General features: G+C 71.2%; 23 protein-coding genes. 15 read left to right on the forward strand and 8 right to left on the reverse strand.

Going from position 1 to position 21646, the window contains the following annotated elements:
* Positions 1 to 11: 11 nt before the first annotated feature.
* The 4 genes from ACIQM0_RS09220 to ACIQM0_RS09235 all read left to right on the forward strand — a co-directional run bounded on the left by ACIQM0_RS09220 (position 12) and on the right by ACIQM0_RS09235 (position 3622).
* Positions 12 to 725: a VIT family protein gene (locus ACIQM0_RS09220; RefSeq protein WP_401284986.1), complete on the forward strand. Its 714-nt coding sequence runs from the start codon at positions 12 to 14 to the stop codon at positions 723 to 725.
* Between the two features lie 231 nt (positions 726 to 956).
* Positions 957 to 1853, forward strand: a complete 897-nt coding sequence (locus ACIQM0_RS09225; RefSeq protein ID WP_401284989.1) for a sterol desaturase family protein — start codon at positions 957 to 959, stop codon at positions 1851 to 1853.
* Positions 1850 to 2557: a lysoplasmalogenase gene (locus ACIQM0_RS09230; protein WP_401284992.1), complete on the forward strand. Its 708-nt coding sequence runs from the start codon at positions 1850 to 1852 to the stop codon at positions 2555 to 2557. The genes ACIQM0_RS09225 and ACIQM0_RS09230 overlap by 4 nt, the downstream gene beginning before the upstream one ends.
* A 21-nt stretch (positions 2558 to 2578) precedes the next feature.
* Positions 2579 to 3622: a zinc-dependent alcohol dehydrogenase family protein gene (locus tag ACIQM0_RS09235; protein WP_401284995.1), complete on the forward strand. Its 1044-nt coding sequence runs from the start codon at positions 2579 to 2581 to the stop codon at positions 3620 to 3622.
* Between the two features lie 282 nt (positions 3623 to 3904).
* On the opposite strand, the gene ACIQM0_RS09240 is transcribed toward ACIQM0_RS09235, so the two are convergent.
* Positions 3905 to 5440: a S8 family peptidase gene (locus ACIQM0_RS09240; RefSeq protein ID WP_401284998.1), complete on the reverse strand. Its 1536-nt coding sequence runs from the start codon at positions 5438 to 5440 to the stop codon at positions 3905 to 3907.
* A 290-nt stretch (positions 5441 to 5730) separates the two neighbouring features.
* Between ACIQM0_RS09240 and ACIQM0_RS09245 the strand changes: the two genes are divergently transcribed.
* The 3 genes from ACIQM0_RS09245 to moaA all read left to right on the forward strand — a co-directional run bounded on the left by ACIQM0_RS09245 (position 5731) and on the right by moaA (position 8905).
* A complete protein-coding gene (locus ACIQM0_RS09245) occupies positions 5731 to 6096 on the forward strand; it encodes a DUF485 domain-containing protein (RefSeq protein ID WP_363028317.1) in 366 nt (121 codons plus the stop codon).
* A complete protein-coding gene (locus ACIQM0_RS09250) occupies positions 6093 to 7730 on the forward strand; it encodes a cation acetate symporter (RefSeq protein ID WP_401285001.1) in 1638 nt (545 codons plus the stop codon). Before ACIQM0_RS09245 ends, ACIQM0_RS09250 begins: the two co-directional genes overlap by 4 nt.
* A 185-nt stretch (positions 7731 to 7915) precedes the next feature.
* Positions 7916 to 8905 (forward strand): GTP 3',8-cyclase MoaA, encoded by a 990-nt coding sequence (gene moaA, locus ACIQM0_RS09255; protein WP_363028313.1) that lies wholly within the window; start codon positions 7916 to 7918, stop codon positions 8903 to 8905.
* A 6-nt stretch (positions 8906 to 8911) separates the two neighbouring features.
* Here moaA and ACIQM0_RS09260 read toward each other — a convergent pair whose 3' ends face one another.
* Together ACIQM0_RS09260 and ACIQM0_RS09265 are read right to left on the reverse strand one after the other, a co-directional pair.
* The gene (locus ACIQM0_RS09260) at positions 8912 to 9160 is read right to left on the reverse strand and encodes a hypothetical protein (protein WP_363028311.1); all 249 of its coding nucleotides are present in this window, start codon (positions 9158 to 9160) and stop codon (positions 8912 to 8914) included.
* 265 nt (positions 9161 to 9425) lie between these two features.
* Positions 9426 to 9800, reverse strand: coding sequence for a DUF3099 domain-containing protein (locus ACIQM0_RS09265; RefSeq protein WP_401285005.1), 375 nt, complete (start codon positions 9798 to 9800; stop codon positions 9426 to 9428).
* Positions 9801 to 10038: 238 nt separating this feature from the next.
* Here ACIQM0_RS09265 and ACIQM0_RS09270 point away from each other — a divergent pair, with 238 nt between their 5' ends.
* On the forward strand, positions 10039 to 10317 hold the full coding sequence (locus ACIQM0_RS09270; protein WP_363028308.1) for a GlsB/YeaQ/YmgE family stress response membrane protein: 279 nt from the start codon (positions 10039 to 10041) through the stop codon (positions 10315 to 10317).
* 75 nt (positions 10318 to 10392) lie between these two features.
* On the opposite strand, the gene tyrS is transcribed toward ACIQM0_RS09270, so the two are convergent.
* From tyrS to ACIQM0_RS09285, 3 genes are all read right to left on the reverse strand, one after another.
* On the reverse strand, positions 10393 to 11661 hold the full coding sequence (tyrS, locus tag ACIQM0_RS09275; protein ID WP_385041972.1) for a tyrosine--tRNA ligase: 1269 nt from the start codon (positions 11659 to 11661) through the stop codon (positions 10393 to 10395).
* A 55-nt stretch (positions 11662 to 11716) separates the two neighbouring features.
* The gene (locus ACIQM0_RS09280; RefSeq protein WP_401285008.1) at positions 11717 to 13111 is read right to left on the reverse strand and encodes a metallopeptidase TldD-related protein; all 1395 of its coding nucleotides are present in this window, start codon (positions 13109 to 13111) and stop codon (positions 11717 to 11719) included.
* Positions 13112 to 13193: 82 nt separating this feature from the next.
* Positions 13194 to 14717: a TldD/PmbA family protein gene (locus tag ACIQM0_RS09285; protein ID WP_401285011.1), complete on the reverse strand. Its 1524-nt coding sequence runs from the start codon at positions 14715 to 14717 to the stop codon at positions 13194 to 13196.
* Positions 14718 to 14955: 238 nt separating this feature from the next.
* On the opposite strand from ACIQM0_RS09285, the gene fabG reads away from it, so the two are divergent.
* The 3 genes from fabG to ACIQM0_RS09300 all read left to right on the forward strand — a co-directional run bounded on the left by fabG (position 14956) and on the right by ACIQM0_RS09300 (position 17005).
* Positions 14956 to 15675 (forward strand): 3-oxoacyl-[acyl-carrier-protein] reductase, encoded by a 720-nt coding sequence (fabG, locus tag ACIQM0_RS09290; protein ID WP_401285014.1) that lies wholly within the window; start codon positions 14956 to 14958, stop codon positions 15673 to 15675.
* A gap of 5 nt (positions 15676 to 15680) precedes the next feature.
* A complete protein-coding gene (gene fabI / locus ACIQM0_RS09295) occupies positions 15681 to 16448 on the forward strand; it encodes an enoyl-ACP reductase FabI (RefSeq protein ID WP_363028298.1) in 768 nt (255 codons plus the stop codon).
* Between the two features lie 170 nt (positions 16449 to 16618).
* Positions 16619 to 17005 carry a hypothetical protein gene (locus tag ACIQM0_RS09300; protein WP_401285017.1) on the forward strand — a complete coding sequence of 129 codons (387 nt, stop codon included), beginning with the start codon at positions 16619 to 16621 and terminating at the stop codon, positions 17003 to 17005.
* Between the two features lie 36 nt (positions 17006 to 17041).
* Here the strand turns inward: ACIQM0_RS09300 and ACIQM0_RS09305 are convergent, their stop codons facing one another.
* Positions 17042 to 17716 carry a FadR/GntR family transcriptional regulator gene (locus tag ACIQM0_RS09305; RefSeq protein WP_401285020.1) on the reverse strand — a complete coding sequence of 225 codons (675 nt, stop codon included), beginning with the start codon at positions 17714 to 17716 and terminating at the stop codon, positions 17042 to 17044.
* Positions 17717 to 17836: 120 nt separating this feature from the next.
* Between ACIQM0_RS09305 and ACIQM0_RS09310 the strand changes: the two genes are divergently transcribed.
* The 4 genes from ACIQM0_RS09310 to ACIQM0_RS09325 all read left to right on the forward strand — a co-directional run bounded on the left by ACIQM0_RS09310 (position 17837) and on the right by ACIQM0_RS09325 (position 20213).
* A complete protein-coding gene (locus tag ACIQM0_RS09310) occupies positions 17837 to 19123 on the forward strand; it encodes a CynX/NimT family MFS transporter (protein ID WP_401285023.1) in 1287 nt (428 codons plus the stop codon).
* Positions 19124 to 19149: 26 nt separating this feature from the next.
* Entirely contained in the window at positions 19150 to 19260 is a 111-nt protein-coding gene (locus ACIQM0_RS09315) for an SGM_5486 family transporter-associated protein (RefSeq protein WP_260147507.1), read from the forward strand.
* A 153-nt stretch (positions 19261 to 19413) separates the two neighbouring features.
* Positions 19414 to 19620 carry a hypothetical protein gene (locus ACIQM0_RS09320; protein WP_401285026.1) on the forward strand — a complete coding sequence of 69 codons (207 nt, stop codon included), beginning with the start codon at positions 19414 to 19416 and terminating at the stop codon, positions 19618 to 19620.
* 74 nt (positions 19621 to 19694) lie between these two features.
* The gene (locus ACIQM0_RS09325; RefSeq protein WP_401285029.1) at positions 19695 to 20213 is read left to right on the forward strand and encodes a SixA phosphatase family protein; all 519 of its coding nucleotides are present in this window, start codon (positions 19695 to 19697) and stop codon (positions 20211 to 20213) included.
* A gap of 162 nt (positions 20214 to 20375) precedes the next feature.
* Here ACIQM0_RS09325 and serB read toward each other — a convergent pair whose 3' ends face one another.
* Positions 20376 to 21632, reverse strand: a complete 1257-nt coding sequence (gene serB, locus ACIQM0_RS09330; protein ID WP_385041782.1) for a phosphoserine phosphatase SerB — start codon at positions 21630 to 21632, stop codon at positions 20376 to 20378.
* Between the last annotated feature and the right edge of the window lie 14 nt (positions 21633 to 21646).

Consider the following 21646-nt stretch of genomic DNA (forward strand, 5'->3'; position numbering starts at 1 on the left):
ACCATCCCCGGATGAGCGATCCCCAGGCGCACCACGAACCGCACAGCACGGGCATGGGAGCACGGCTGAACTGGCTGCGCGCCGCCGTGCTCGGGGCCAACGACGGTGTGGTCTCCACCGCCGGTCTCGTCGTCGGCGTCGCCGGGGCCACCGACGACCGCGGCACCCTGCTGACCGCCGGCCTGGCCGGGCTGCTGGCCGGGTCCATGTCGATGGCCGCGGGCGAGTACGTGTCGGTCTCCACCCAGCGCGACTCGGAGAAGGCCGCACTCGCCACGGAGAAGCGCGAGCTCCAGGAGATGCCGGAGGCGGAACTCGCCGAACTCACCGGACTGCTGGAGGGCAAGGGGCTGAGCCACGAGGTCGCCCGCGAGGCCGCTGTCCAGCTCACCGAACGCGACGCGCTGCGCGCCCACGCGGAGGTCGAGCTGGGCATCGACCCGGACGACCTGACGAACCCCTGGCACGCCGCGGGCGCCAGCTTCCTCGCGTTCACGGTGGGCGCGCTGCTGCCCCTGCTGGCGATCGTGCTGCCCCCGGTCTCGCTGCGGCTGCTGGTGACCGTGCTCTCGGTGCTCGCCGCACTGGCCCTGACGGGCTGGTGGAGCGCCCGGCTGGGCGAGGCGGCGGTGGGCCCGGCGGTGCTGCGGAACATGGGCGGGGGAGCGCTGGCGATGGCGGTGACGTACGCGGCGGGGGAGTTGCTGGGGGCGGCGGGGGTTTAGCCCGGCTGTGCGTCGGGGGACCTGGCCACCGTGCCGAGCACCGTCGTCGCGAGCCGGTCCGGTGCAACTTCCTTACCCGCCACCGCGGTTCCTCCCCCTGTCGGACCGGGTGGAGGGATCGTGCGACGGCCGTGCTGTCGGAAGTCACCAAAGATCGCTGACAGCGCGTCTCGCATACTTGTTGGTAACAACGTCTGGTCGCGGGCCGACCTGCGGCTCTACGGTGCTGACATGCCGACGAACCTGCCCGATGTAGTGCTCTGGTCCATACCGGCCTTCGTCCTGCTCACCGTCCTGGAAATGGCGCTCCACCACTTCCACCCCGACGAGGAGGCCGCCGGTTACGAGGCGAAGGACGCCGCCACCAGCATCACCATGGGGCTGGGCAGTCTGGCCTTCGACCTGCTGTGGAAGGTGCCCATCGTCGCCGTCTACTCGGCGGTGTACGAGCTGACGCCGCTGCGCGTGCCCGTCCTGTGGTGGACCGTCCCGCTGATGCTGCTCGGGCAGGACTTCCTCTACTACTGGTCCCACCGGGGCCACCACGTCATCCGGATCCTCTGGGCCTGCCACGTGGTGCACCACTCCAGCCGGAAGTTCAACCTCTCCACCGCGCTGCGCCAGCCCTGGACCTCGCTGACCGTCTGGCCGTTCTACCTCCCGCTGATCGCCTGCGGTGTCCACCCGGCGGCGCTCGCCTTCTGCTCCTCGGTCAACCTCGTCTACCAGTTCTGGGTGCACACCGAACGCGTCGACAAGCTGCCCCGGCCCTTCGAGTACGTACTGAACACGCCCTCCCACCACCGGGTGCACCACGCCTCCCAGGGCGGCTACCTCGACCGGAACTTCGGCGGCATCCTGATCGTGTGGGACCGGTGGTTCGGCTCCTTCACGGCGGAGACGCAGCGCCCCGTGTTCGGGCTCACCAAGAACATCGACACGTTCAACCCGCTGCGGGTCGCCACCCACGAGTACGCCGCCATCGCCCGCGACGTACGCGCGGCGGGCAGCTGGGGCGAACGGGCCGGGCGGGTCTTCCGCGGGCCCGGCTGGCAGCCCGCGGGCCGGACGGCCGCCCCTGTCACCGCCACCCCTGCCGCCGCCCCCGCACGCGAGCGCACCGGATGAGCGCCGGGCCGCTGACGAACGCCGGACCCTTCCCCGACCGGCGGGAGCGTCTCGCACGCCCCCTGCTCATCGCCTTCCTCGCCGTCTGCGCCGCCGACCTCGTCGCGGTCCTCGCCGACAGCGGTACCGCACACCTCGTCGCCAAGCCGCTCCTGATGCCGCTGCTGGCCGGGTACGCCGCCGCCCGGCGCGGGCCCCGGCTCCTGATCGCGGCACTCCTCTGCGGCTGGGTCGGTGACGTGTTCCTGCTGGCCGACGCCGACCTCGCCTTCCTCCTCGGGATGGGCGGCTTCGCCGCAGGGCACCTCTGCTACCTCACGCTCTTCGGACGGGCCCGTGGCACCCTGCTGCCCGCGATCCTGTACGCGGCCGCCCTGGCCGCCTTCACCGCCCTGATCTGGGGCGGGCTGCCGGCCGGGCTGCGGCTCCCGCTGGTGGGCTACAGCCTGCTGCTCACCGCGATGGCCTGCCGGTCCGGCGTCCTCGGCCGGTACGCGGCCGTCGGCGGCGCGCTCTTCCTGCTCTCCGACGCCCTGATCGCCACCGGCATCGCCGACCGGCCGCAACCGCCCGCACCCGACTTCTGGGTGATGCTCACCTACGTGGCGGCCCAGCTCCTGCTGACCCTCGGAGCGCTCGCCCCGGATGCGCGACGGCCCGGTGCCGGCCCCGGGGCGTACCGTGGACGCGGTATCAGCATCTGAGATCAGCAAGGACCCCCACGCATGCGCGCCACCGTCATCCACGCACCCCACGACATCCGCGTGCAGGAGGTCCCGGACCCGGCGATCCAGCAGCCCACCGACGTGGTGCTCCGGGTCCTGCGGGCCTGCATCTGCGGCAGCGACCTGTGGGCCTACCGCGGCGAGTCCGCCCGGCAGCCCGGCCAGCGCATCGGCCACGAGTTCCTCGGCATCGTCGAGGAGGCCGGCTCAGGGGTCAACGGCTTCGCTGTCGGCGACCTCGTCGTCGCCCCCTTCGTCTGGTCCGACGGCACCTGCGCCTACTGCGCCGAGGGCCTCACCACCTCGTGCCCGCAGGGCGGCTTCTGGGGCTCGGTCGGCTCCGACGGCGGGCAGGGCGAGGCCGTACGCGTGCCCTTCGCCGACGGCACACTCGTCAAGCTGCCCTCCGCCGCGGCCTCCGACGACCGCCTGCTCACCGCGCTGCTGGCCCTCTCCGACGTCCTCGGCACCGGCCACCACGCGGCCGTCGGCGCCGGTGTGAAGCCCGGCACCACGGTCGCCGTCGTCGGTGACGGCGCCGTCGGCCTGTGCGGCGTCATGGCCGCCAAGCGGCTCGGCGCCGAGCGGATCATCGCGCTCGGCCGCCACACCGCGCGCACCGACATCGCCCGCGCCTTCGGCGCCACCGACGTGGTCGCCGAGCGCGGCGACGCGGCCGTCGCCGCCGTACGGGAACTGCTCGGCGGCGAGGGCGCCCACGCGGTGATCGAGGCCGTCGGCACCGAGCAGTCGATGCGCACGGCCGTCGGCATCACCCGCGACGGCGGCTCGATCGGCTACGTCGGCGTACCGCACGGCAGCGGCACCGGACTGGACCTCGGCGTCATGTTCGACCGGAACATCGCCCTGCGCGGCGGGGTCGCCCCCGTACGCGGCTACATACCGGAGCTGCTCCCCGACGTCCTGTCCGGCACCATCGACCCGTCGCCCGTCTTCGACCTGGCCATCGGCCTCGACGAGGTCCCGGCCGGCTACCGGGCGATGGACGAGCGGACCGCGCTGAAGGTCCTCATCAAGCCGTGAGCCGGGCGGCCGGGCACTCCCGGCCGCCCGGCCCGGGTGGTGGGGGGGGCGGGGGGGGGCCCCCCCCCCCCCCCCAACCCCCCCCCCCCCCCCCCCCCGCGGGGGGGGGCCCCCCCCCCCGCCCTGAAAACCCGGTGGGGGGGAGGGGCCGGCGGCCCCCCCGGCCCGCGGCGCCCCCCCCCCCGGGGGGGCGGGCGGGGGGGGGGGCGCCCCCCCCCCCCCCCCCCCCGGGGGGGGGGGGGGGGGGGGGGGGGGGCACCCCCGCCCCCCGCACCAAACCCGCTACCAGCGGACCGCGTTCAGGGCGTTCACCACACCGGCTCCGTAGAAGCCGTTGCGGTGCTTGCCGCCTTCGCAGACCGCGTCGACGGTGCCGTCACCGTCGATGTCGTACGGCGCGCCGCACGCGGTGGCGTCGGCCTCCGCCAGCAGCAGCGCCTTCACCGCGAGCGCCGACGCGTGCGGGTGCTTCGACTTGATCAGGGCCAGCACACCCGCCACGTGCGGGGAGGCCATCGACGTACCGGCCATGTAGCCGTACGCGCCGCCCGGCAGCGTGGACAGGATCAGCCCGCTCGTCGCCGGCGGCTCGGGGCTCTGGTAGGACGTCGAGTCGCCGCCCGGGGCGGCGACGTCGATGACGCCGTTCCCGTAGTTCGAGTACGAGGCCTTCAGCCCCTTCGCACCCGTCGCCGAGACCGTCACGACACCCGGCAGCATGGTCGGGATGTCGAAGCACTTCTTCGGGTCGATCGTCCGGGTGACCGTGTCACCGTCGTTCGGGCTGGTCGAGTCCTCGATCGTGTCGGCGGCCAGGTCCTCGGCCGAGTTGCCCGACGCGGCGACATTGACCGTGCCCTTGCGCTCTGCGTACCGGGTGGCACGGGCGACCGACTCGACCAGTGCGCCCTGGTCCGGGTCGTCCTTGCAGTTGAACAGCCACGGGTCGGTGTAATAGCTGTTGTTGGTGACATCGACACCGTGGTCGGCCGCCCACATGAAGCCGCAGACGACGGACTCGGTGTAGAAGTAGCCGTCCGGGTTCGCCACCTTGATACCGGCGACCTTCACACCCGGGGCGACGCCCGTCACCCCGACGCCGTTCTTCGCGGCGGCTATCGTGCCCGCGACATGAGTGCCGTGCGGGCTCTCACCGGCGTTCGGACGCCAGGAGCCGGCCGTGGTGTCCGGTGCGCCGGTCACACAGTTCGCCGAGGCGTTCCGGTCGAAGTTCGGTGCGAGGTCCGGGTGGGTGTCGTCGACACCCGTGTCGATGACCGCGACCGTGACCTTCCGGCTGCCCAGCGACTTCTGGTGCGCCTTGTCCGCCTTGATGGCGGGCAGGTCCCACTGGAGCGGCTCCATCGGGTCCTGGTCCGCCGTCGCCCGCGCCGCGGCGCTCCGCTCCTCCTGGGCCGTGAGCGGCTGCTCGACCCCGATGTCCTTGGTGGCCTGCGGGACGATCGGGTTGGTACGGGTGGCGCCCGCCGAATCCACGCCCCTGGCCCCGCGTATGGACCGCGCGAAGTCCGGGTTCTGCGAATGGACGACGAGGACACCTATCCGGTCGTAGGCGATCACGACCGTGCCGCCGGCCCGCTCCACCGCCTTGCGCACCTGCTTGACGGTGCCGGGACCGCCTTGCGTATTCACGACGTACGACAGCTTCGGTCCGTCCGTCGACACCGCTGCCGCGGGACCGCCGTCGACCGGCGAGGCGGTCGCGGCGCCCGTCGGCAGGAAGCCGAGCGAGACGGTGAGGGCCAATCCGACGGGCAGCGCCAGTGCGCGCGTCCGTCTGGATCCCAGATGAGCCATGGGGTCTCCACTTCATCCGTGTCAGTGGACTGGACACGGGCGTGTCCAGTCGCGTACATGACGAGTGAAGCTATCGCTGATCATCCCGGCTCATCAATGAGTTCACGAGAACCCGTCTGCGCCGAGGCGTCCGAAGGGGTGACCCGGAGAAGGGCGCAAGAGTGGTGAACCGCTTCGCCGCGCGCCGCGTGCCGTTGTCAGGGGAGGCGCACCACCACCCCCCGATACCGAGGTCCGCAATGAAAACCACCGTCCCCACCACTACCGCACCCGCGTCGCGAGGAGATTCCGTGGCTACCGATGCACCGCCGCCCGAGGGCAGTACGGAGAAAGGGCCGGCCCAGCCCACGACCGAGGCCTTCATCGCGGAGCAGGAGAGCGCGGAATTCGGCGAACTGCGCCGCTCGTACCGCTCGTTCGCCTTCCCGCTGACCGCCGCCTTCATCCTCTGGTACCTGCTGTACGTGCTGCTGTCCAACTACGCCGGCGGCTTCATGGGCACCAAGGTGTACAGCAACTTCAACGTGGCCTTCGTCTTCGGCCTCGCCCAGTTCCTCACCACCTTCCTCATCGCCTGGTTCTACTCGCGGCACGCCGCGGCGAAGCTCGACCCGAAGGGCGAGGCCATCAAGTCCCGTATGGAGGCCGACGCATGAGCGCCGCGTACCACTCCCACACCGCCGTGCTCGCCGCCTCCTCCACCACCGAGCACCGGCCGCTGATCATCACGCTCTTCGCCGTCTTCGTCGCGGCGACCCTCGGAATCACCGTCTGGGCCGGCCGCCAGACCAAGAGCGCCTCCGACTTCTACGCGGGCGGACGCCAGTTCACCGCCTTCCAGAACGGACTCGCGGTCTCCGGCGACTACATGTCCGCCGCCTCGTTCCTCGGCATCGCCGGAGCCATCGCCCTCTTCGGATACGACGGCTTCCTCTACTCGATCGGCTTCCTCGTCGCCTGGCTGGTGGCCCTGCTGCTGGTGGCCGAACCGCTCCGCAACTCGGGCCGTTACACCATGGGCGACGTCCTCGCCTACCGGATGCGGCAGCGCCCGGTGCGCACCGCGGCGGGCGTCTCCACGATCGTCGTGTCGATCTTCTACCTGCTGGCACAGATGGCCGGCGCGGGTGTACTGGTCTCCCTGCTCCTCGGCATCACCAGCGACGCGGGAAAGATCCTCATCGTTGCGCTGGTCGGCGTACTGATGATCGTGTACGTCACCATCGGCGGCATGAAGGGCACCACCTGGGTCCAGATGGTCAAGGCCGTGCTGCTCATCGCGGGCGCCATCCTGATGACCTTCATGGTGCTGTGGAAGTTCGACTTCAACGTCTCCGACCTGCTGGGCACCGCCGCGGAGAAGAGCGGCCACGGCGCGTCGTTCCTGGAGCCCGGACTCAAGTACGGGGCCACCGGCACCTCGAAGCTGGACTTCCTCTCCCTCGGCATCGCCCTGGTGCTCGGCACCGCGGGCCTGCCGCACATCCTGATCCGCTTCTACACGGTGCCGACCGCCAAGGCCGCCCGTAAGTCCGTCAACTGGGCCATCGGCATCATCGGCGGCTTCTACCTGATGACGATCGCGCTCGGATTCGGCGCCGCGGCCCTCATCGGCCCGAAGGAGATCATCGCGAAGAACCCGGCGGGCAACGCGGCGGCCCCGCAGCTCGCCGAGTACCTCGGCGGGGTCGGCACCACCGGCGGCGCCGTCATGCTCGCCGTCATCTCCGCCGTCGCCTTCGCCACCATCCTCGCCGTCGTCGCGGGCCTCACCCTCGCCTCCTCGTCCTCCTTCGCCCACGACATCTACGCCAACGTCATCCGCAAGGGGAAGGCCAGCGAGAAGGAGGAGATGCGCGCCGCCCGCTGGGCCACCGTCTTCATCGGCGCGGCCGCGATCCTGCTGGGCGCCTTCGCCCGCGACATGAACGTCGCCGGGCTGGTGGCGCTCGCCTTCGCCGTCGCCGCCTCCGCCAACCTGCCGACCCTCCTCTACAGCCTCTTCTGGAAGCGGTTCACCACCCAGGGCGCGCTGTGGTCGATCTACGGCGGCCTGGCCGGCTCGGTGATCCTGGTGCTGTTCTCGCCGGTCGTCTCCGGCAACGAGAAGACCTCGATGTTCAAGGGCGTCGACTTCGCCTGGTTCCCGCTGGAGAACCCCGGTCTGATCTCCATCCCGCTGGGCTTCCTGCTCGGCTGGATCGGCTCCCTCCTGTCGAAGGAGGAGCCGGACAAGGGCAAGTACGCCGAGCTGGAGGTCAAGTCCCTCACCGGCATCGGAGCCCACTGAGAGCAGGAGTTCACCCAGGAGTCCGTCTCCCGCACCACGCCTTTCCCGCGGCCGCGTCGTAGAGTCCTACGACGCGGCCGCGCCGTCCCTCGTGCCAAACGCGCCCCTGCGATGTCACACGTCTCGCGTAGTCTCGAAAGAGTCAGCGACCGCAACCGGGAAGTCAGCCGGAGGAGGGGGCCACCGTGCTCATTGACACCTACGACCGGGTCGCCACCGACCTGCGCGTATCGCTCACCGACCGCTGCAATCTGCGCTGTACGTACTGCATGCCGGAGGAAGGCCTGCAGTGGCTGGCCAAGCCGGACCTGCTCAGCGACGACGAGATCGTCCGGCTCGTCCGCATCGCCGTCACACAGCTCGGCATCACCGAGGTCCGCTTCACCGGCGGAGAGCCGCTGCTGCGCCCCGGGCTCGTCTCCATCGTCGAACAGTGCGCGGCCCTGGAGCCCCGCCCGAAGATGTCGCTCACGACCAACGGCATCGGGCTGAAGCGGACCGCCGCCGCGCTCAGGGCCGCGGGTCTGGACCGGGTCAACGTCTCGCTGGACACCCTGCGCCCCGACGTGTTCAAGACCCTCACCCGCCGCGACCGGCACCACGACGTCCTGGCCGGCCTCGAAGCCGCCCGGGACGCCGGGCTCACCCCCGTCAAGGTCAACACCGTCCTGATGCCGGGTCTCAACGACGACGAGGCCCCCGACCTCCTCGCCTGGGCCGTGGACAACGCCTACGAGCTCCGCTTCATCGAGCAGATGCCGCTCGACGCACAGCACGGCTGGAAGCGCGACGGCATGATCACGGCGGGTGACATCCTCGACTCGCTGCGCACCCGGTTCGACCTCACCCCGGAGGGCCGGGACGAGCGCGGTTCCGCCCCCGCCGAACGCTGGCAGGTCGACGGCGGACCCCACCGGGTCGGCGTCATCGCCTCCGTCACCCGGCCGTTCTGCCGGGCCTGCGACCGCACCCGGCTCACCGCCGACGGACAGGTGCGCACCTGCCTGTTCGCCCGCGAGGAGACCGATCTGCGCGGCGCACTGCGGTCGGACGCCTCCGACCAGGAGATCGCCCGGATCTGGAGGCTCGCGATGTGGGGCAAGAAGGCCGGGTCCGGCCTGGACGACCCCTCCTTCCTCCAGCCCGACCGCCCGATGTCGGCGATCGGCGGGTAGCGCGTCCTAGCGGGGCGAGTCCGGAGACTCCCACTCCGCCAGCGTCACCACATCCTTGAGGAAGCCCCGCACATCCAGGAACGAGGAGAGATGCTCCCGGTGCTCGTCACAGGCCAGCCAGGTCTTGCGGCGGTCCGGGGTGTGCAGCTTCGGGTTGTTCCAGGCAAGCACCCACACGGCGTCGGCACGGCAGCCCTTGGCGGAGCAGACGGGGGCTTCGGCAGCGTTCTCGGCCGCGGATTCAGGGGAGTTCACGGACTCAACCCTAGAGCCTGTCGTGAAGCGGTGGGCCGGCCGCTGGGCGGCTGACCTGGCGCATCCCCTGCCGGAGAAAGGGCGACGCCGAGCAGCCACGGGGGGAGCTGCCCGGCGTCGGTCCGTCGCTCCGACGGGGGATGCGGAGCGCTATCGAAGTATGTCACGCAGACTGGGGTGCGGTGCACTGGAACTTCATGATTGATCTGAGCTTTTCTTGAGCTTGGATCCCCCGTGAATCCGGTCGAAACCCGGGCGTACGGGCTCAGCCGTGCCCCTGCGGATCCGAGGCGCGGAAGGTCTGGCCGGTCTCCGGGCCCGGTTCGGCCGGGCCCGCCACCGGTGCGGCGCCGAGCGCCGGGCGCGTCGGGGCCGGGACGAAGGTGGAGGGCAGCGAAGGGGTGTTCTCCCGGCCCGCGTTGGCGATGACGACGGCGACGTAAGGGAGCAGGACGCCCAGCGCCAGCCCCACGATCGCCACATAGCGCTCCACGTTCCACAGGGCCGCCGCGGCGACCACGGAAAGCGTGCGCACGGACATCGAGATCACATAGCGCCGCTGTCTGCCGCGCACATCCTCCGCGAGACCCTGCCGGGCCCCCGTGATCCGGAAGACCTCCGCACCGCTCTGCTTCCGCATCCCGTCTCCACCAATCTTCCCCGAGCCCGCGAAGGAACCGGGGGACGCCCCGTTCCCGCGCCGGACACTCCTCGGACCGGACCGCTCCCACGGTACGCCCGGCATCCGGCGCGTTCGAGAGCGGGGCGCGCCGGGAACCCGCTCCCGCCGCACGTTCGGACCCCTCCGACATGCGGGGCGCACGCCCAGCGCCGAGACTGATCGGACATCGCGACACCGCGTCGCACGAGGAGGCGGCATGAGCTGGTTGTGGGCAATCATCGTGGGCCTGGTACTCGGCCTGATCGCCAAGGCGATCCTGCCGGGGAAGCAGCAGATCCCGCTCTGGCTGACGGTCATCTTCGGCATGATCGGCAGCATCCTCGGCAATGCTGTCGCCACCTGGCTCGGTGTCAACGACACCAAGGGCATCGACTGGACGCGCCATGTGCTCCAGCTGATCGGTGCCGTGGTGGTGGTCGGCGTCGGCGACATGCTCTGGGCATCGATCCGCGGTACCAAGCGACAGAAGACCTGAGGACCGCCGGGCACCCAACGGCAGCGGCCGGACACGCGTGACGCGTGCCCGGCCGCGGTGCTGTCCGGTGCCGGCTCAGCCGGCCGTGACCTCGATGGCCGCGAGGTTCTTCTTGCCCCGGCGCAGCACCAGCCAGCGCCCGTGCAGCAGCTCCTCGCGGGCCGGAGCCACCTCGCCGTCGGCGACCTTGACGTTGTTCACGTACGCGCCGCCCTCCTTGACGGTGCGGCGCGCGCCCGACTTGCTCGGCGCCAGGCCGACCTCCACCAGCAGGTCCACCAGCGGACCCAGCTCGGTGACCCGGGCGTGCGGCACCTCGGAGAGCGCCGCGCCCAGCGTCGCCTCGTCCAGCTCGCCCAGCTCACCCTGGCCGAACAGGGCCTTCGACGCGGCGATGACCGCGGCGCACTGGTCCGCGCCGTGCACCAGCGTCGTCAGCTCCTCGGCCAGCGCGCGCTGCGCGGAGCGCGCCTGCGGCCGCTCCTCGGTGACCTTCTCCAGCTCCTCCAGCTCGGCGGGGCTCAGGAAGCTGAGGATGCGCATGTAGCGGGAGATGTCCCGGTCGTCGACGTTCAGCCAGAACTGGTAGAACGCGTACGGCGTCGTCATCTCCGGGTCCAGCCAGACCGCGCCGCTCTCGGACTTGCCGAACTTGGTCCCGTCCGCCTTCGTCATCAGCGGGGTCGCCAGCGCGTGCACCTCGGCGCCCGGCTCCAGGCGGTGGATCAGGTCCAGGCCCGCGGTGAGATTGCCCCACTGGTCGCTGCCGCCCTGCTGGAGGGTGCAGCCGTGACGCCGGTACAGCTCCAGGAAGTCCATGCTCTGGAGCAGCTGGTAGCTGAACTCGGTGTAGCTGATGCCTTCGTCGGACTCCAGCCGCCGGGCGATGGACTCCTTGGTGAGCATCTTGTTGACCCGGAAGTGCTTGCCGATGTCCCGCAGGAACTCGATCGCGGACATGCCCGCGGTCCAGTCCAGGTTGTTCACCATGACCGCGGCGTTCTCGCCCTCGAAGGACAGGAACGGCTCGATCTGGGACCGCAGCCGCGCCACCCAGGCGGCGATCGTCTCTGGATCGTTCAGCGTGCGCTCGGCGGTCGGGCGCGGGTCACCGATCTGACCGGTGGCCCCGCCCACCAGGGCGAGCGGCCGCAGACCGGCCTGCTGGAGCCGGCGCATGGTGAGCACCTGCACCAGATGGCCGACGTGCAGACTCGCCGCGGTGGGGTCGTAGCCGCAATAGAACGTGACGGGACCGTCCGCGAGAGCCTTGCGCAGTGCGTCCTCGTCAGTGGACTGGGCGAACAGCCCGCGCCACTTCAGCTCGTCGACGATGTCCGTCACGGTTCCGTGTCTCCTCAGATACGTGTACTGAATTGCAACGGCCAGTCTAGGCCGGTCACACCCCCGGGCTCACCGAGCTCATGTTGAAGTCGGGGATGCGCAGCGCGGGCATCGCGGCCCGGGTGAACCAGTCGCCCCACTCGCGCGGCAGCGTCCTCTCGGTGCGTCCCGCCTCCGTGGCCCGCGACAGCAGGTCCACCGGGGACTCGTTGAAGCGGAAGTTGTTCACCTCGCCGACGACCTCGCCGTCCTCCACGAGGTACACCCCGTCGCGGGTCAGCCCGGTCAGCAGCAGCGTCGCCGGATCGACCTCGCGGATGTACCACATGGAGGTCAGCAGGAGCCCGCGGCCGGTCGTCGCGGCCACCATCTCCTCCAGGGACCGCTCACCGCCGCCCTCCAGCACCAGGTTGTCGGCCGCCGGGGCGAGCGGCAGCCCGGTCAGGCCCGCCGTGTGCCGGGTGGTCGTCAGGTGTTCGAGCCGGCCGTCCCTGATCCAGTCGGTACGGGCCAGCGGCAGCCCGTTGTCGAAGACCGAGGCGTCGTCCCCGGAGGAGTGGGCGACGACGAACGGCGCCGACTCCAGACCCGGCGCGTGCGGATCGCTGCACAGCGTCAGCGGCAGCGCGGACAGCGTCTCGCCGAGCCGGGTGCCGCCACCGGGCCTGGAGAACACCGTCCGGCCCTCCGTGGCGTCCCGGGCGGTCGAGGACCACAGCTGGTAGATCAGCAGGTCGGCGACGGACGTCGGCGGCAGCAGCGTCTCGTACCGTCCGGCCGGCAGCTCGATACGGCGCTCCGCCCAGCTCAGCCGCCGGGCCAGCTCGGCGTCCAGCTCGGCCGGGTCGACATCCTTGAAGTCGCGGGTCGCGCGCCCCGCCCAGGCCGAGCGCGACCGGTCGGGCGACTTGGCGTTCAGCTCCAGCGTTCCGTTCGGCTGGTCGTGGCGCAGCCGCAGCCCCGTCGACGTACCGAGGTAGGTCGAGGTCATCTCGTGGTTGGCGAAGCCGTACAGCTCACGGCCGCCGGACCGGGCCCGCGCGAAGGCGTCGCCGAGCGCGGGCGCGAACGCCGCGAACACGTCGGAGTCCGTCTCCGCGGGCGCGTCCGTGAAGTCGGGCGAGGCGGGCACCCCGGTGACCAGCGGCTGCGCGTCCTCCGCCGGACCGGCCCCGCGTGCGGCGGCCTCCGCGGCCCGCACCAGCGGCTCCAGGTCCGCGGCGGTGACGGCGGACCTGGACACCACGCCGGACGCGGTGCCCTCGGCCCCGTCGACCGTGGCGATGACGGTGAGCGTGCGGCCCCGGGTCACCCCGTTCGTGGTGAGCGCGTTGCCCGCCCAGCGCAGATTGGCCGACGACTCCTCGTCGGCGATGACCACACAGCCGTCGGCGGTGGACAGTTCGAGCGCGCGCTCGACGATCTCGTACGGCTTGCTGGCGCGGCTCATCGTCCGGCCTCCTGCGTCGTGTTGGGACTGTGCTGCCCCGGGGGGCGACCCCCGGACCCCCGGCCGGTTCCGTGCGCGCCGCTCATCGTCCGGCCTCCTGCGTCGTGTTGAGGATGTTCACGCCCCGGAAGAGGGCGGAGGGGCAGCCGTGGGAGACGGCGGCCACCTGGCCCGGCTGGGCCTTGCCGCAGTTGAAGGCGCCGCCCAGGACGTAGGTCTGCGGGCCGCCGACCTTCTCCATCGAGCCCCAGAAGTCCGTCGTCGTCGCCTGGTAGGCGACATCGCGCAACTGCCCGGCGAGCCTGCCGTTCTCGATCCGGAAGAACCGCTGACCGGTGAACTGGAAGTTGTACCGCTGCATGTCGATCGACCAGGACCGGTCACCGACCACGTAGATCCCGCGCTCCACCCCGCCGATCAGATCGTCGGTGGAGAGGCCGCCGGGATCCGGCGCCAGCGACACGTTCGCCATGCGCTGCACCGGGACGTGGCCCGGCGAGTCCGCGTACGCGCACCCGTTGGACCGGCCCAGGTCCGTCAGCTTCGCGATCCGGCGGTCCAGCTGGTAGCCGACCAGTGTGCCGTCCTTCACCAGGTCCCACGACTGGGCCTCGACGCCCTCGTCGTCGTAACCGATGGTCGCGAGCCCGTGCTCGGCCGTGCGGTCGCCCGTCACGTTCATCACCGGGGAGCCGTACGCCAGCTTCCCCAGCTTGTCGAAGGTCGCGAACGAGGTCCCGGCGTACGCCGCCTCGTACCCCAGCGCCCGGTCCAGCTCGGTGGCGTGGCCGATCGACTCGTGGATGGTCAGCCACAGGTTGGACGGGTCGACCACCAGGTCGTACGTCCCCGCCTCGACACCCGGGGCGCGCATCTTCTCGGCCAGCAGCGCGGGGATGCTCTCCAGCTCCGCGTCCCAGTCCCAGCCGGTCCCGGTCAGGTACTCCCAGCCGCGCCCGACCGGCGGCGCGATCGTGCGCATCGAGTCGAACTCGCCGCTCGCCGCGTCCACCGCCACCGCGGTGAACTGCGGATGCAGCCGCACCCGCTGCTGGGTGGTGACCGTGCCCGCCGTGTCCGCGTAGAACTTGTTCTCGTGGACGGTCATCAGCGAGGCGTCCACATGCGCGACGCCCTCCGCCCGCAGGAGCCGGGCGCTCCACTCGGCGAGCAGCCCCGCCTTCTCCTCGGCCGGCACGTCGAAGGGGTCGACGTCGTACGCCGACACCCAGCTCCGCTCCCCGTGCACCGGCTCGTCGGCGAGCTCCACGCGCTCGTCGGAACCCGCGGCCGCGATCACCTTCGCCGACAGCTTCGCCATGGCGACGGCCCGCGAGGCCACCTTCGCCGCCGCGTCCATCGTCAGATCCACCCCGGAGGCGAACCCCCACGCCCCGCCGTGCACCACCCGTACCGCGTACCCGAGGTCGGTGCTGTCCGACGCCCCGGCCGGCCGGGCGTCCCGCAGCCGCCAGGTGGCACTGCGCACCCGCTCGAAGCGGAAGTCGGCGTGCACGGCCCCGAGCGCCCGCGCGCGGGCGAGCGCCGCGTCGGCCAGCGGCCGCAGCGGAAGCGCCAGGAACGACTGATCTACCTCATGGGGCACGAGCGGCCTCTCCTCTGCGTCACATACCCTCGGATCTTTCACGAGGCAGTGAAGCATGACGGAAGCGGCGGCACAGTCGAATTGCGGGCGGGGCGGGGCGAGGGCCCGTCCGGCCCGGGCGGCACTGTAGGAACCCGACAGTGCCCGGCGAGCGGTGCTGTCAGAGGCCGATTCCTCGGGAAGCGGACGGTACCGATAGGTTTTCGAGGTACCAGACAGCTATGGAAAGGGTGATCCGTTGAGCCGCTCGGTTCTCGTCACCGGAGGAAACCGGGGCATCGGCCTCGCCATCGCCCGCGCTTTCGTCGACAACGGCGACAAGGTCGCGATCACCTTCCGTTCCGGCGAGCCGCCCCAGGCGCTTACCGAGGCCGGTGTTCTCGCGGTCCGCTGCGACATCACCGACGCCGAGCAGGTGGAGCAGGCCTACAAGGAGATCGAGGAGAAGCACGGCAACGTGGAGGTGCTGGTCGCCAACGCCGGTATCACCAAGGACCAGTTGCTGATGCGGATGTCCGAGGAGGACTTCACGTCCGTACTCGACACGAACCTCACCGGCACCTTCCGGGTCGTCAAGCGTGCCAACCGCGGCATGCTGCGCGCCAAGAAGGGCCGCGTCGTCCTGATCTCCTCCGTCGTCGGCCTCCTCGGCTCCGCGGGACAGGCGAACTACGCCGCCTCCAAGGCCGGTCTGGTCGGCTTCGCCCGATCGCTGGCCCGCGAGCTGGGCTCGCGGAACATCACCTTCAACGTCGTCGCGCCCGGCTTCGTCGACACCGACATGACGCAGACGCTCACCGAGGAGCAGCGCAAGGGCATCGTCGCCCAGGTGCCGCTCGCGCGCTACGCGCAGCCCGCGGAGATCGCCGCCGCGGTGCGCTTCCTCGCCTCCGACGACGCGTCGTACATCACTGGAGCCGTCATCCCTGTTGACGGCGGATTGGGCATGGGTCACTGATCACCATGAGCGGAATTCTCGACGGCAAGCGCATCCTCATCACCGGGGTGCTGATGGAGTCGTCCATCGCGTTCCACGCCGCCAAGGTGGCCCAGGAGCAGGGCGCCGAAATCATTCTGACCGCCTTCCCGCGGCCCACGCTGACCGAGCGCATCGCCCGGAAGCTGCCCAAGCCGGCCAAGGTCATCGAGCTGGACGTGACCAACGCCGAGCACCTGGACCGGCTCGCTGGTCTCGTGCGCGACGAGCTCGGCACGCTCGACGGCGTCGTCCACTCCATCGGCTTCGCGCCGCAGGACGCGCTCGGCGGCAACTTCCTCAACACCCCGTTCGAGTCGGTCGCCACGGCGATGCACGTCTCGGCGTTCTCGCTGAAGTCGCTCGCCATGGCGTGCAAGCCGCTGATGAGCGAGGGCGGTTCGATCGTCGGCCTCACCTTCGACGCGCAGTTCGCCTGGCCGCAGTACGACTGGATGGGCCCGGCGAAGGCCGCGCTGGAGGCGACCTCCCGCTACCTCGCCCGCGACCTGGGCAAGGACGGCATCCGCTGCAACCTGATCTCGGCCGGGCCGCTCGGCTCCATGGCCGCCAAGTCCATCCCGGGCTTCAGCGACCTCGCCGAGGTGTGGAACACCCGCGCGCCGCTGGCCTGGGACATGTCGGACGCGGAGCCGGCCGGCCGCGGCATCGTCGCGCTGCTCTCGGACTTCTTCCCGAGGACGACGGGCGAGATCATCCACGTCGACAGTGGCGTGCACATGATGGGTGCCTGACCCTCGTACCACCGCGTTCGGAAACGGCCGCGCACCACTTCTGCGGAGGTGGTGCGCGGCCGTTCTCCTTGTCGCGCCCGGCCTCCCGGCGCTCAGGTCGAAAACCTGGCCGATCCACCGCAGAATGTGGAGGAACCGGACTCTGGTCAGGCTGAGGGGAGGAGATCGCTGTGCGCGGCACACGTCACCGAACCCGGTCCCTGCTGGTGGCCTCCGCGGTCGTCGCCGGACTGCTCGTTCCCGGGGCCCTGTACGCCGCGGGCCATGTCGGGGCCGCCGGCGCGGCCGCGCCGCCCGCACCGGACCCCGAACCCTCCGGCTCCGAGTGCCGTACGTCGGTCCAGGGCTCCAGGGTCGTCGCCTACTGCCACAACCCGTACCCGTCCGCGGACCGCGTCCAGCTGCACACCGAGTGCGCCCGCTGGTGGGACATCGACGCGGACTCCAGGCCGGTCGACGTCGGACCGGGGCGGACCGTACGGCTGGACGACCGCTGCTGGAAAGAGGTCGGCGCCGTGTGGGTCACCCACGGGAACGAGACCGGCGCGGCCTCCTGAAGCCGCGCGAGCCCGCCATGTTCCGGACGAGCGGCCCTACACCCGGTCCACCAGGCAGTCGAGCGCGTGGCTCGCGGCCTCGGACGCCGCCGTCTCCGCGTCACCGGCGCGGATCGCCTCGACCAGCCGCGCGTGGTCCATGTGGTCCTCCGGCCGCAGCTCATGACCGACGTCGACCCGGAGGTAGTCCCGCAGGAGATCGCCCAGGTCGGCGTAGAGCCCGGTCAGTACGTCGTTGTGGGAGGCGGCCACCACGGCGAGGTGCAGCGTCGCGTCCGCCGCGACGAAGGCCTCCGCGTCCCCCGCGGCCCAGGTCTCCTCCCGGCGCCGCATCAGCGCGTCCAGCTGCTTCAGGTCCCGGTCGGTACGACGGGCGGCGGCCAGGCGCGCCGCCGACGACTCCAGCGTCGAGCGCAGCTCGGCGACATGGCGCGGGTCGGCGGTCGCGAACCTGCGGTGCATCACCCCGGCCAGCTCGCTCGTGGCGGCCACATAGGTGCCCGAGCCCTGCCGGATGTCGAGCAGACCGTTGTGCGCGAGCGCGCGCACCGCCTCGCGGACGGTGTTGCGGGCCACCCCCAGCTGCTCGACCAGCTCGGGTTCGGTGGGGATGCGCGAGCCCACGGGCCACTCGCCCGTAGTGATCTGGTTCCTCAGCTGGGCAATCACCTGGTCGGCGAGTGCCGAACGCCGCGGGGACGTCAGCGCCATGGTGCTCCTTGCTCGGGTGTCCGGGTGCGGGGACCGTCCCGCCGTTCTCGGGGTGTCCGAAGGTTCTCAGGGGATCAGCGGAATGGACAAGTAATCATCCCATGATTCTATGATGGCCCCATGCGTGACGACGAAACCCCTCCCCAGACCCCGACCGGGACGCTGAGTCCCGCCACCCCGGCGACCCCCCGTACCGATGTCCCCGCCCCGTCGGCCGGCCCCGCGCCGTGGCTGCTCCGCCTGGTCGTCGTCGGGCTCGTCCTCACCGCACTCAACCTCCGCCCGGCCATCACCAGCCTCGGCGCCCTCCTCGAAGAGGTGCGCGACGGGCTGCACATGAGCGGCAGCGTCGCGGGGGTCCTCACCTCCGTACCGCCGCTCTGCTTCGCGGTCTTCGGCATCATGGCGCCGCGGCTGGCCCGCCGCTTCGGAGCCGGCGCGGTCGTCTGCGCGGGCATGGTCGCCATCACCGCGGGGCTGCTGATCAGGCCCCTCATCGGCGGCACGGCCGGCTTCCTCGCCGCGAGCGCGCTCGCCCTGATGGGCATCGCCGTGAGCAACGTCCTGATGCCGGTGATCGTCAAGCGCTGGTTCCCGGACCGGGTCGGCTCCATGACCGGCCTCTACTCCATGGCGCTGGCCCTCGGCACCTCGCTGGCCGCCGCCGTGACCGTCCCCATGACCGAGGCGATGGGCGGCAGTTGGAAGGCCGGCCTCGGTATCTGGGCCGTGCTCGCCGCCGCCGCGATCCTGCCCTGGATCCCACTCGTACGGGACCGGAGCGGCGCCCCCGGACAGCCCTCCGCCCGCCGGGCGCAGGCCCCGGAACTCAGGATCACCCGCAGCCGTACCGCCTGGGCCCTGGCCTGCTTCTTCGGCCTCCAGGCCACCGCCGCCTACATCACCATGGGGTGGATGCCGCAGATCTTCCGGGACGCCGGGGTCTCGGCCGGTACCGCGGGCGTCCTGCTCGCCGTCACCATGGCGATGGGCGTCCCGCTCGCCTTCGTCATCCCCCGGGTCGCCGCCCGGATGCGGAACCAGGGCGCGATCGTCGTCTTCCTCGGCGCCTGCGGCCTCGTCGGCTACGCGGGCCTCTACCTCGCCCCGTCCGGCGGCGCCTGGGCCTGGGCGCTGCTCCTGGGCATCTCGAACTGCGCCTTCCCGCTCGCCCTCACGATGATCGGCATGCGCTCGCGCAGCGGCGCCGGAGTGGTCAGGCTGTCCGCGTTCGCCCAGTCCACCGGCTATCTGATCTCGATCCCCGGACCGCTCCTCGTCGGCGTGCTCTACCAGCACAGCGGCGGCTGGGGGCTGCCGATCGCGCTGATGGCCGCCCTGATGGTGCCGCAGATGGCGGCGGGCATCCTGGCCGGCCGGGACCGGACGATCGAGGACGAATGCTGAGATGCGAGACTGAGCCCATGTCTCCTGTGCTCGACCCGAATCCCCAGAACGGTCAGAAGAAGCTCCTGCTCGTCTTCGGGGCGATGGTGCTGATCTCGATCGTCATCGCCGTCATCGCCACCCTCGCCTCCCCGTAATGGTCCGGGCTCACCGAGGGACGATGGTGGGGGTAGCCCCACCATCCCCTAGGGGGCCAGGGTCAGGGTGAAGTGGGTGGGTCACCGGATGGGCCGGACATCCCCGGTTCCGTAGGTTTTCGGGTACAGACCCGACGACCCACGGAGGCGGACATGTCGGCCCGTACACACCCCCGGTCCACCCGCCCGGATGCGGGCGGTGTCGAGATCAGGCTGCCGTGGTGGGCCGTGGCGCTCCCCGCCGTCGCCTTCGGCGCGCTTCTGCTGCTGATCGTCGGACCGGGGCAGGCGCAGGCGGCCACGGACGATCCGGCGATGGGCCAGTTGCTCGCGCGAATCGTGGACCTGCTGAGCCGCTGACGGCCGTCGCCCGTGGCGGATCAGCCCTCCAACACCCTGAGCCAGGTGGCACATTTCGTGCGAAGCTGAGGTGTATGAGCGTCGATACACCTCGCAGGATCGTCCTTCTCAGGCATGCAAAGGCGGAATGGTCGCAGGACTCCGACCATGAGCGGCCGCTCGCGGAACGCGGCCGCAAGGACGCCCCCGTGGCGGGCCGCAAACTCGCCGATTCCGGGATCGTCTTCGATCTGGCCCTCTGTTCCACCGCCGCCAGGACGCGCGAGACATGGAAACTGGCCGTGCACGAGATGCCGGAGCGCCCCAGGACCGTATACGAGGAGCGGCTGTACGAGGCCTCGCTCGGCGAGCTGATCGCCCTGGTCAACGAGACCCCCGACGAGATCCGCGACCTCCTGGTGATCGGCCACAACCCGGGTATGCACGCACTCGCCGACGCCCTCTCGAACGCGGCGGAGGGCGACGCCCTGGCCCGGATGACCCGCGGCGGCTTCCCGACCGCGGCGTTCGCCGTGGTCGAGTTCCCCGGGACCTGGAAGGCCGTGGAGCACGGCGTCGGCAAGCTCACCGAGTACTGGACGCCGAACGACTGAGGGACGACCGGCCCCACGGGCTCACGACGACCGGCCTCACCGGCTCGTGGTCCCACCGGCTCATGAGGAGGGCCCCGGTGCGCACGCTTCGGCTTGCGCACCGGGGCCCTCCGTGCTTCCGGGTGACGGCCGGGGCCCTCGACCCCGGCATCGGGCGGCTCCCTACTCGACGAGACCGTCGGCGGCCTCGACCTCCTCGCGCGTGATGCCCAGCAGATAGAGCACGGTGTCCAGGAACGGCACGTTCACCGCCGTGTGCGCGGCCCTGCGGACCACCGGCTTGGCGTTGAAGGCGACGCCCAGTCCGGCCGTGTTCAGCATGTCCAGGTCGTTCGCCCCGTCACCGATCGCCACGGTCTGCGCCAGCGGCACCCCGGCCTCCGCGGCGAAGCGGCGCAGCAGCCGGGCCTTGCCGGCCCGGTCGACGATGTCTCCGGTCACCCGGCCGGTGAGCTTTCCGTCGACGACCTCCAGAGTGTTGGCAGAGGCGAAGTCGAGCCCCAGCCGCTCCTTGAGATCGTCCGTCACCTGGGTGAACCCGCCGGAGACGACGCCCACTTGGTAGCCGAGCCGCTTCAGCGTACGGATCAGGGTGCGGGCGCCCGGCGTCAGCCGTACCTCGGCGCGCACCTTCTCCACCACGGACACGTCGAGGCCCGCGAGCAGCGCCACCCGGGCGTGCAGCGACTGCTCGAAGTCGAGTTCGCCGCGCATCGCCTGTTCGGTGACGGCGGCGACCTCGGCCTCGCAGCCGGCATGGGCCGCGAAGAGCTCGATGACCTCGTCCTGGATGAGCGTCGAGTCGACGTCCATCACGACGAGCCGCTGCGCGCGGCGGCTCAGCCCGGCCGAGACCACGGCCACGTCGACGCCGATCTCGGCGGCCTCGGTGGCCAGCGCGGTCCGCAGCTCCTCGGTCCCGGTGCCGGACACCGCGAACTCCACGGCGGTGACCGGATACTTCGCGAGCCGGAAGATCCGGTCGATGTTCCCGCCGGTCGAGGTGATCCTGGCCGCTATGGCGGCGGTCGACTCCGCGGTCAGCGGGTGCCCGAGCACCGTCACATGGGAGCGGCCGTCGCCACGGGGGCGGTTGTCGCCCGTGCCGGAGATGATCTCGGCCTGCAGTTTCAGCGACTCGGCCCAGCTGTGCACGGTGGCCCGCAGGTCGCCCGCGGTGGTTCCGCCCGCGACCGGGGCGGTGACCAGCGCGCACAGGACGATGCGGCCACGGGTGACGACCTGCTCGATGTCGACGACATCGACCGAGTAGGCGGCGAGGGTGTCGAACAGCCCGGCGGTGATGCCGGGACGGTCCTTCCCGAAGATCTTCACGAGAAGGGTCGGTGCGTCGATGCCCTGACGTGACTCAGGGGACTCAGGAGACGGTGAGGACTGAGGTGGCTGAGATGCGCTCATGGTGTGCCCACCGT

Origin of the sequence: Streptomyces sp. NPDC091387 (assembly GCF_044756945.1) — a bacterium.
Classification (GTDB): domain Bacteria; phylum Actinomycetota; class Actinomycetes; order Streptomycetales; family Streptomycetaceae; genus Streptomyces.

Coding starts and splice junctions, on each gene's coding strand:
- ACIQM0_RS09270 (WP_363028308.1), top strand. CDS start 10,039: ATGAGCTGGTTGTGGGCAATCATCGTGGGCCTGGTACTCGGCCTGATC.
- ACIQM0_RS09305 (WP_401285020.1), bottom strand. CDS start 17,716: ATGGCGCTGACGTCCCCGCGGCGTTCGGCACTCGCCGACCAGGTGATT.
- ACIQM0_RS09230 (WP_401284992.1), top strand. CDS start 1,850: ATGAGCGCCGGGCCGCTGACGAACGCCGGACCCTTCCCCGACCGGCGG.
- ACIQM0_RS09320 (WP_401285026.1), top strand. CDS start 19,414: ATGTCGGCCCGTACACACCCCCGGTCCACCCGCCCGGATGCGGGCGGT.
- ACIQM0_RS09250 (WP_401285001.1), top strand. CDS start 6,093: ATGAGCGCCGCGTACCACTCCCACACCGCCGTGCTCGCCGCCTCCTCC.
- serB (WP_385041782.1), bottom strand. CDS start 21,632: ATGAGCGCATCTCAGCCACCTCAGTCCTCACCGTCTCCTGAGTCCCCT.
- fabI (WP_363028298.1), top strand. CDS start 15,681: ATGAGCGGAATTCTCGACGGCAAGCGCATCCTCATCACCGGGGTGCTG.
- ACIQM0_RS09240 (WP_401284998.1), bottom strand. CDS start 5,440: ATGGCTCATCTGGGATCCAGACGGACGCGCGCACTGGCGCTGCCCGTC.
- ACIQM0_RS09235 (WP_401284995.1), top strand. CDS start 2,579: ATGCGCGCCACCGTCATCCACGCACCCCACGACATCCGCGTGCAGGAG.
- ACIQM0_RS09280 (WP_401285008.1), bottom strand. CDS start 13,111: ATGAGCCGCGCCAGCAAGCCGTACGAGATCGTCGAGCGCGCGCTCGAA.
- ACIQM0_RS09265 (WP_401285005.1), bottom strand. CDS start 9,800: ATGCGGAAGCAGAGCGGTGCGGAGGTCTTCCGGATCACGGGGGCCCGG.
- ACIQM0_RS09325 (WP_401285029.1), top strand. CDS start 19,695: ATGAGCGTCGATACACCTCGCAGGATCGTCCTTCTCAGGCATGCAAAG.
- ACIQM0_RS09225 (WP_401284989.1), top strand. CDS start 957: ATGCCGACGAACCTGCCCGATGTAGTGCTCTGGTCCATACCGGCCTTC.
- ACIQM0_RS09310 (WP_401285023.1), top strand. CDS start 17,837: ATGCGTGACGACGAAACCCCTCCCCAGACCCCGACCGGGACGCTGAGT.
- ACIQM0_RS09220 (WP_401284986.1), top strand. CDS start 12: ATGAGCGATCCCCAGGCGCACCACGAACCGCACAGCACGGGCATGGGA.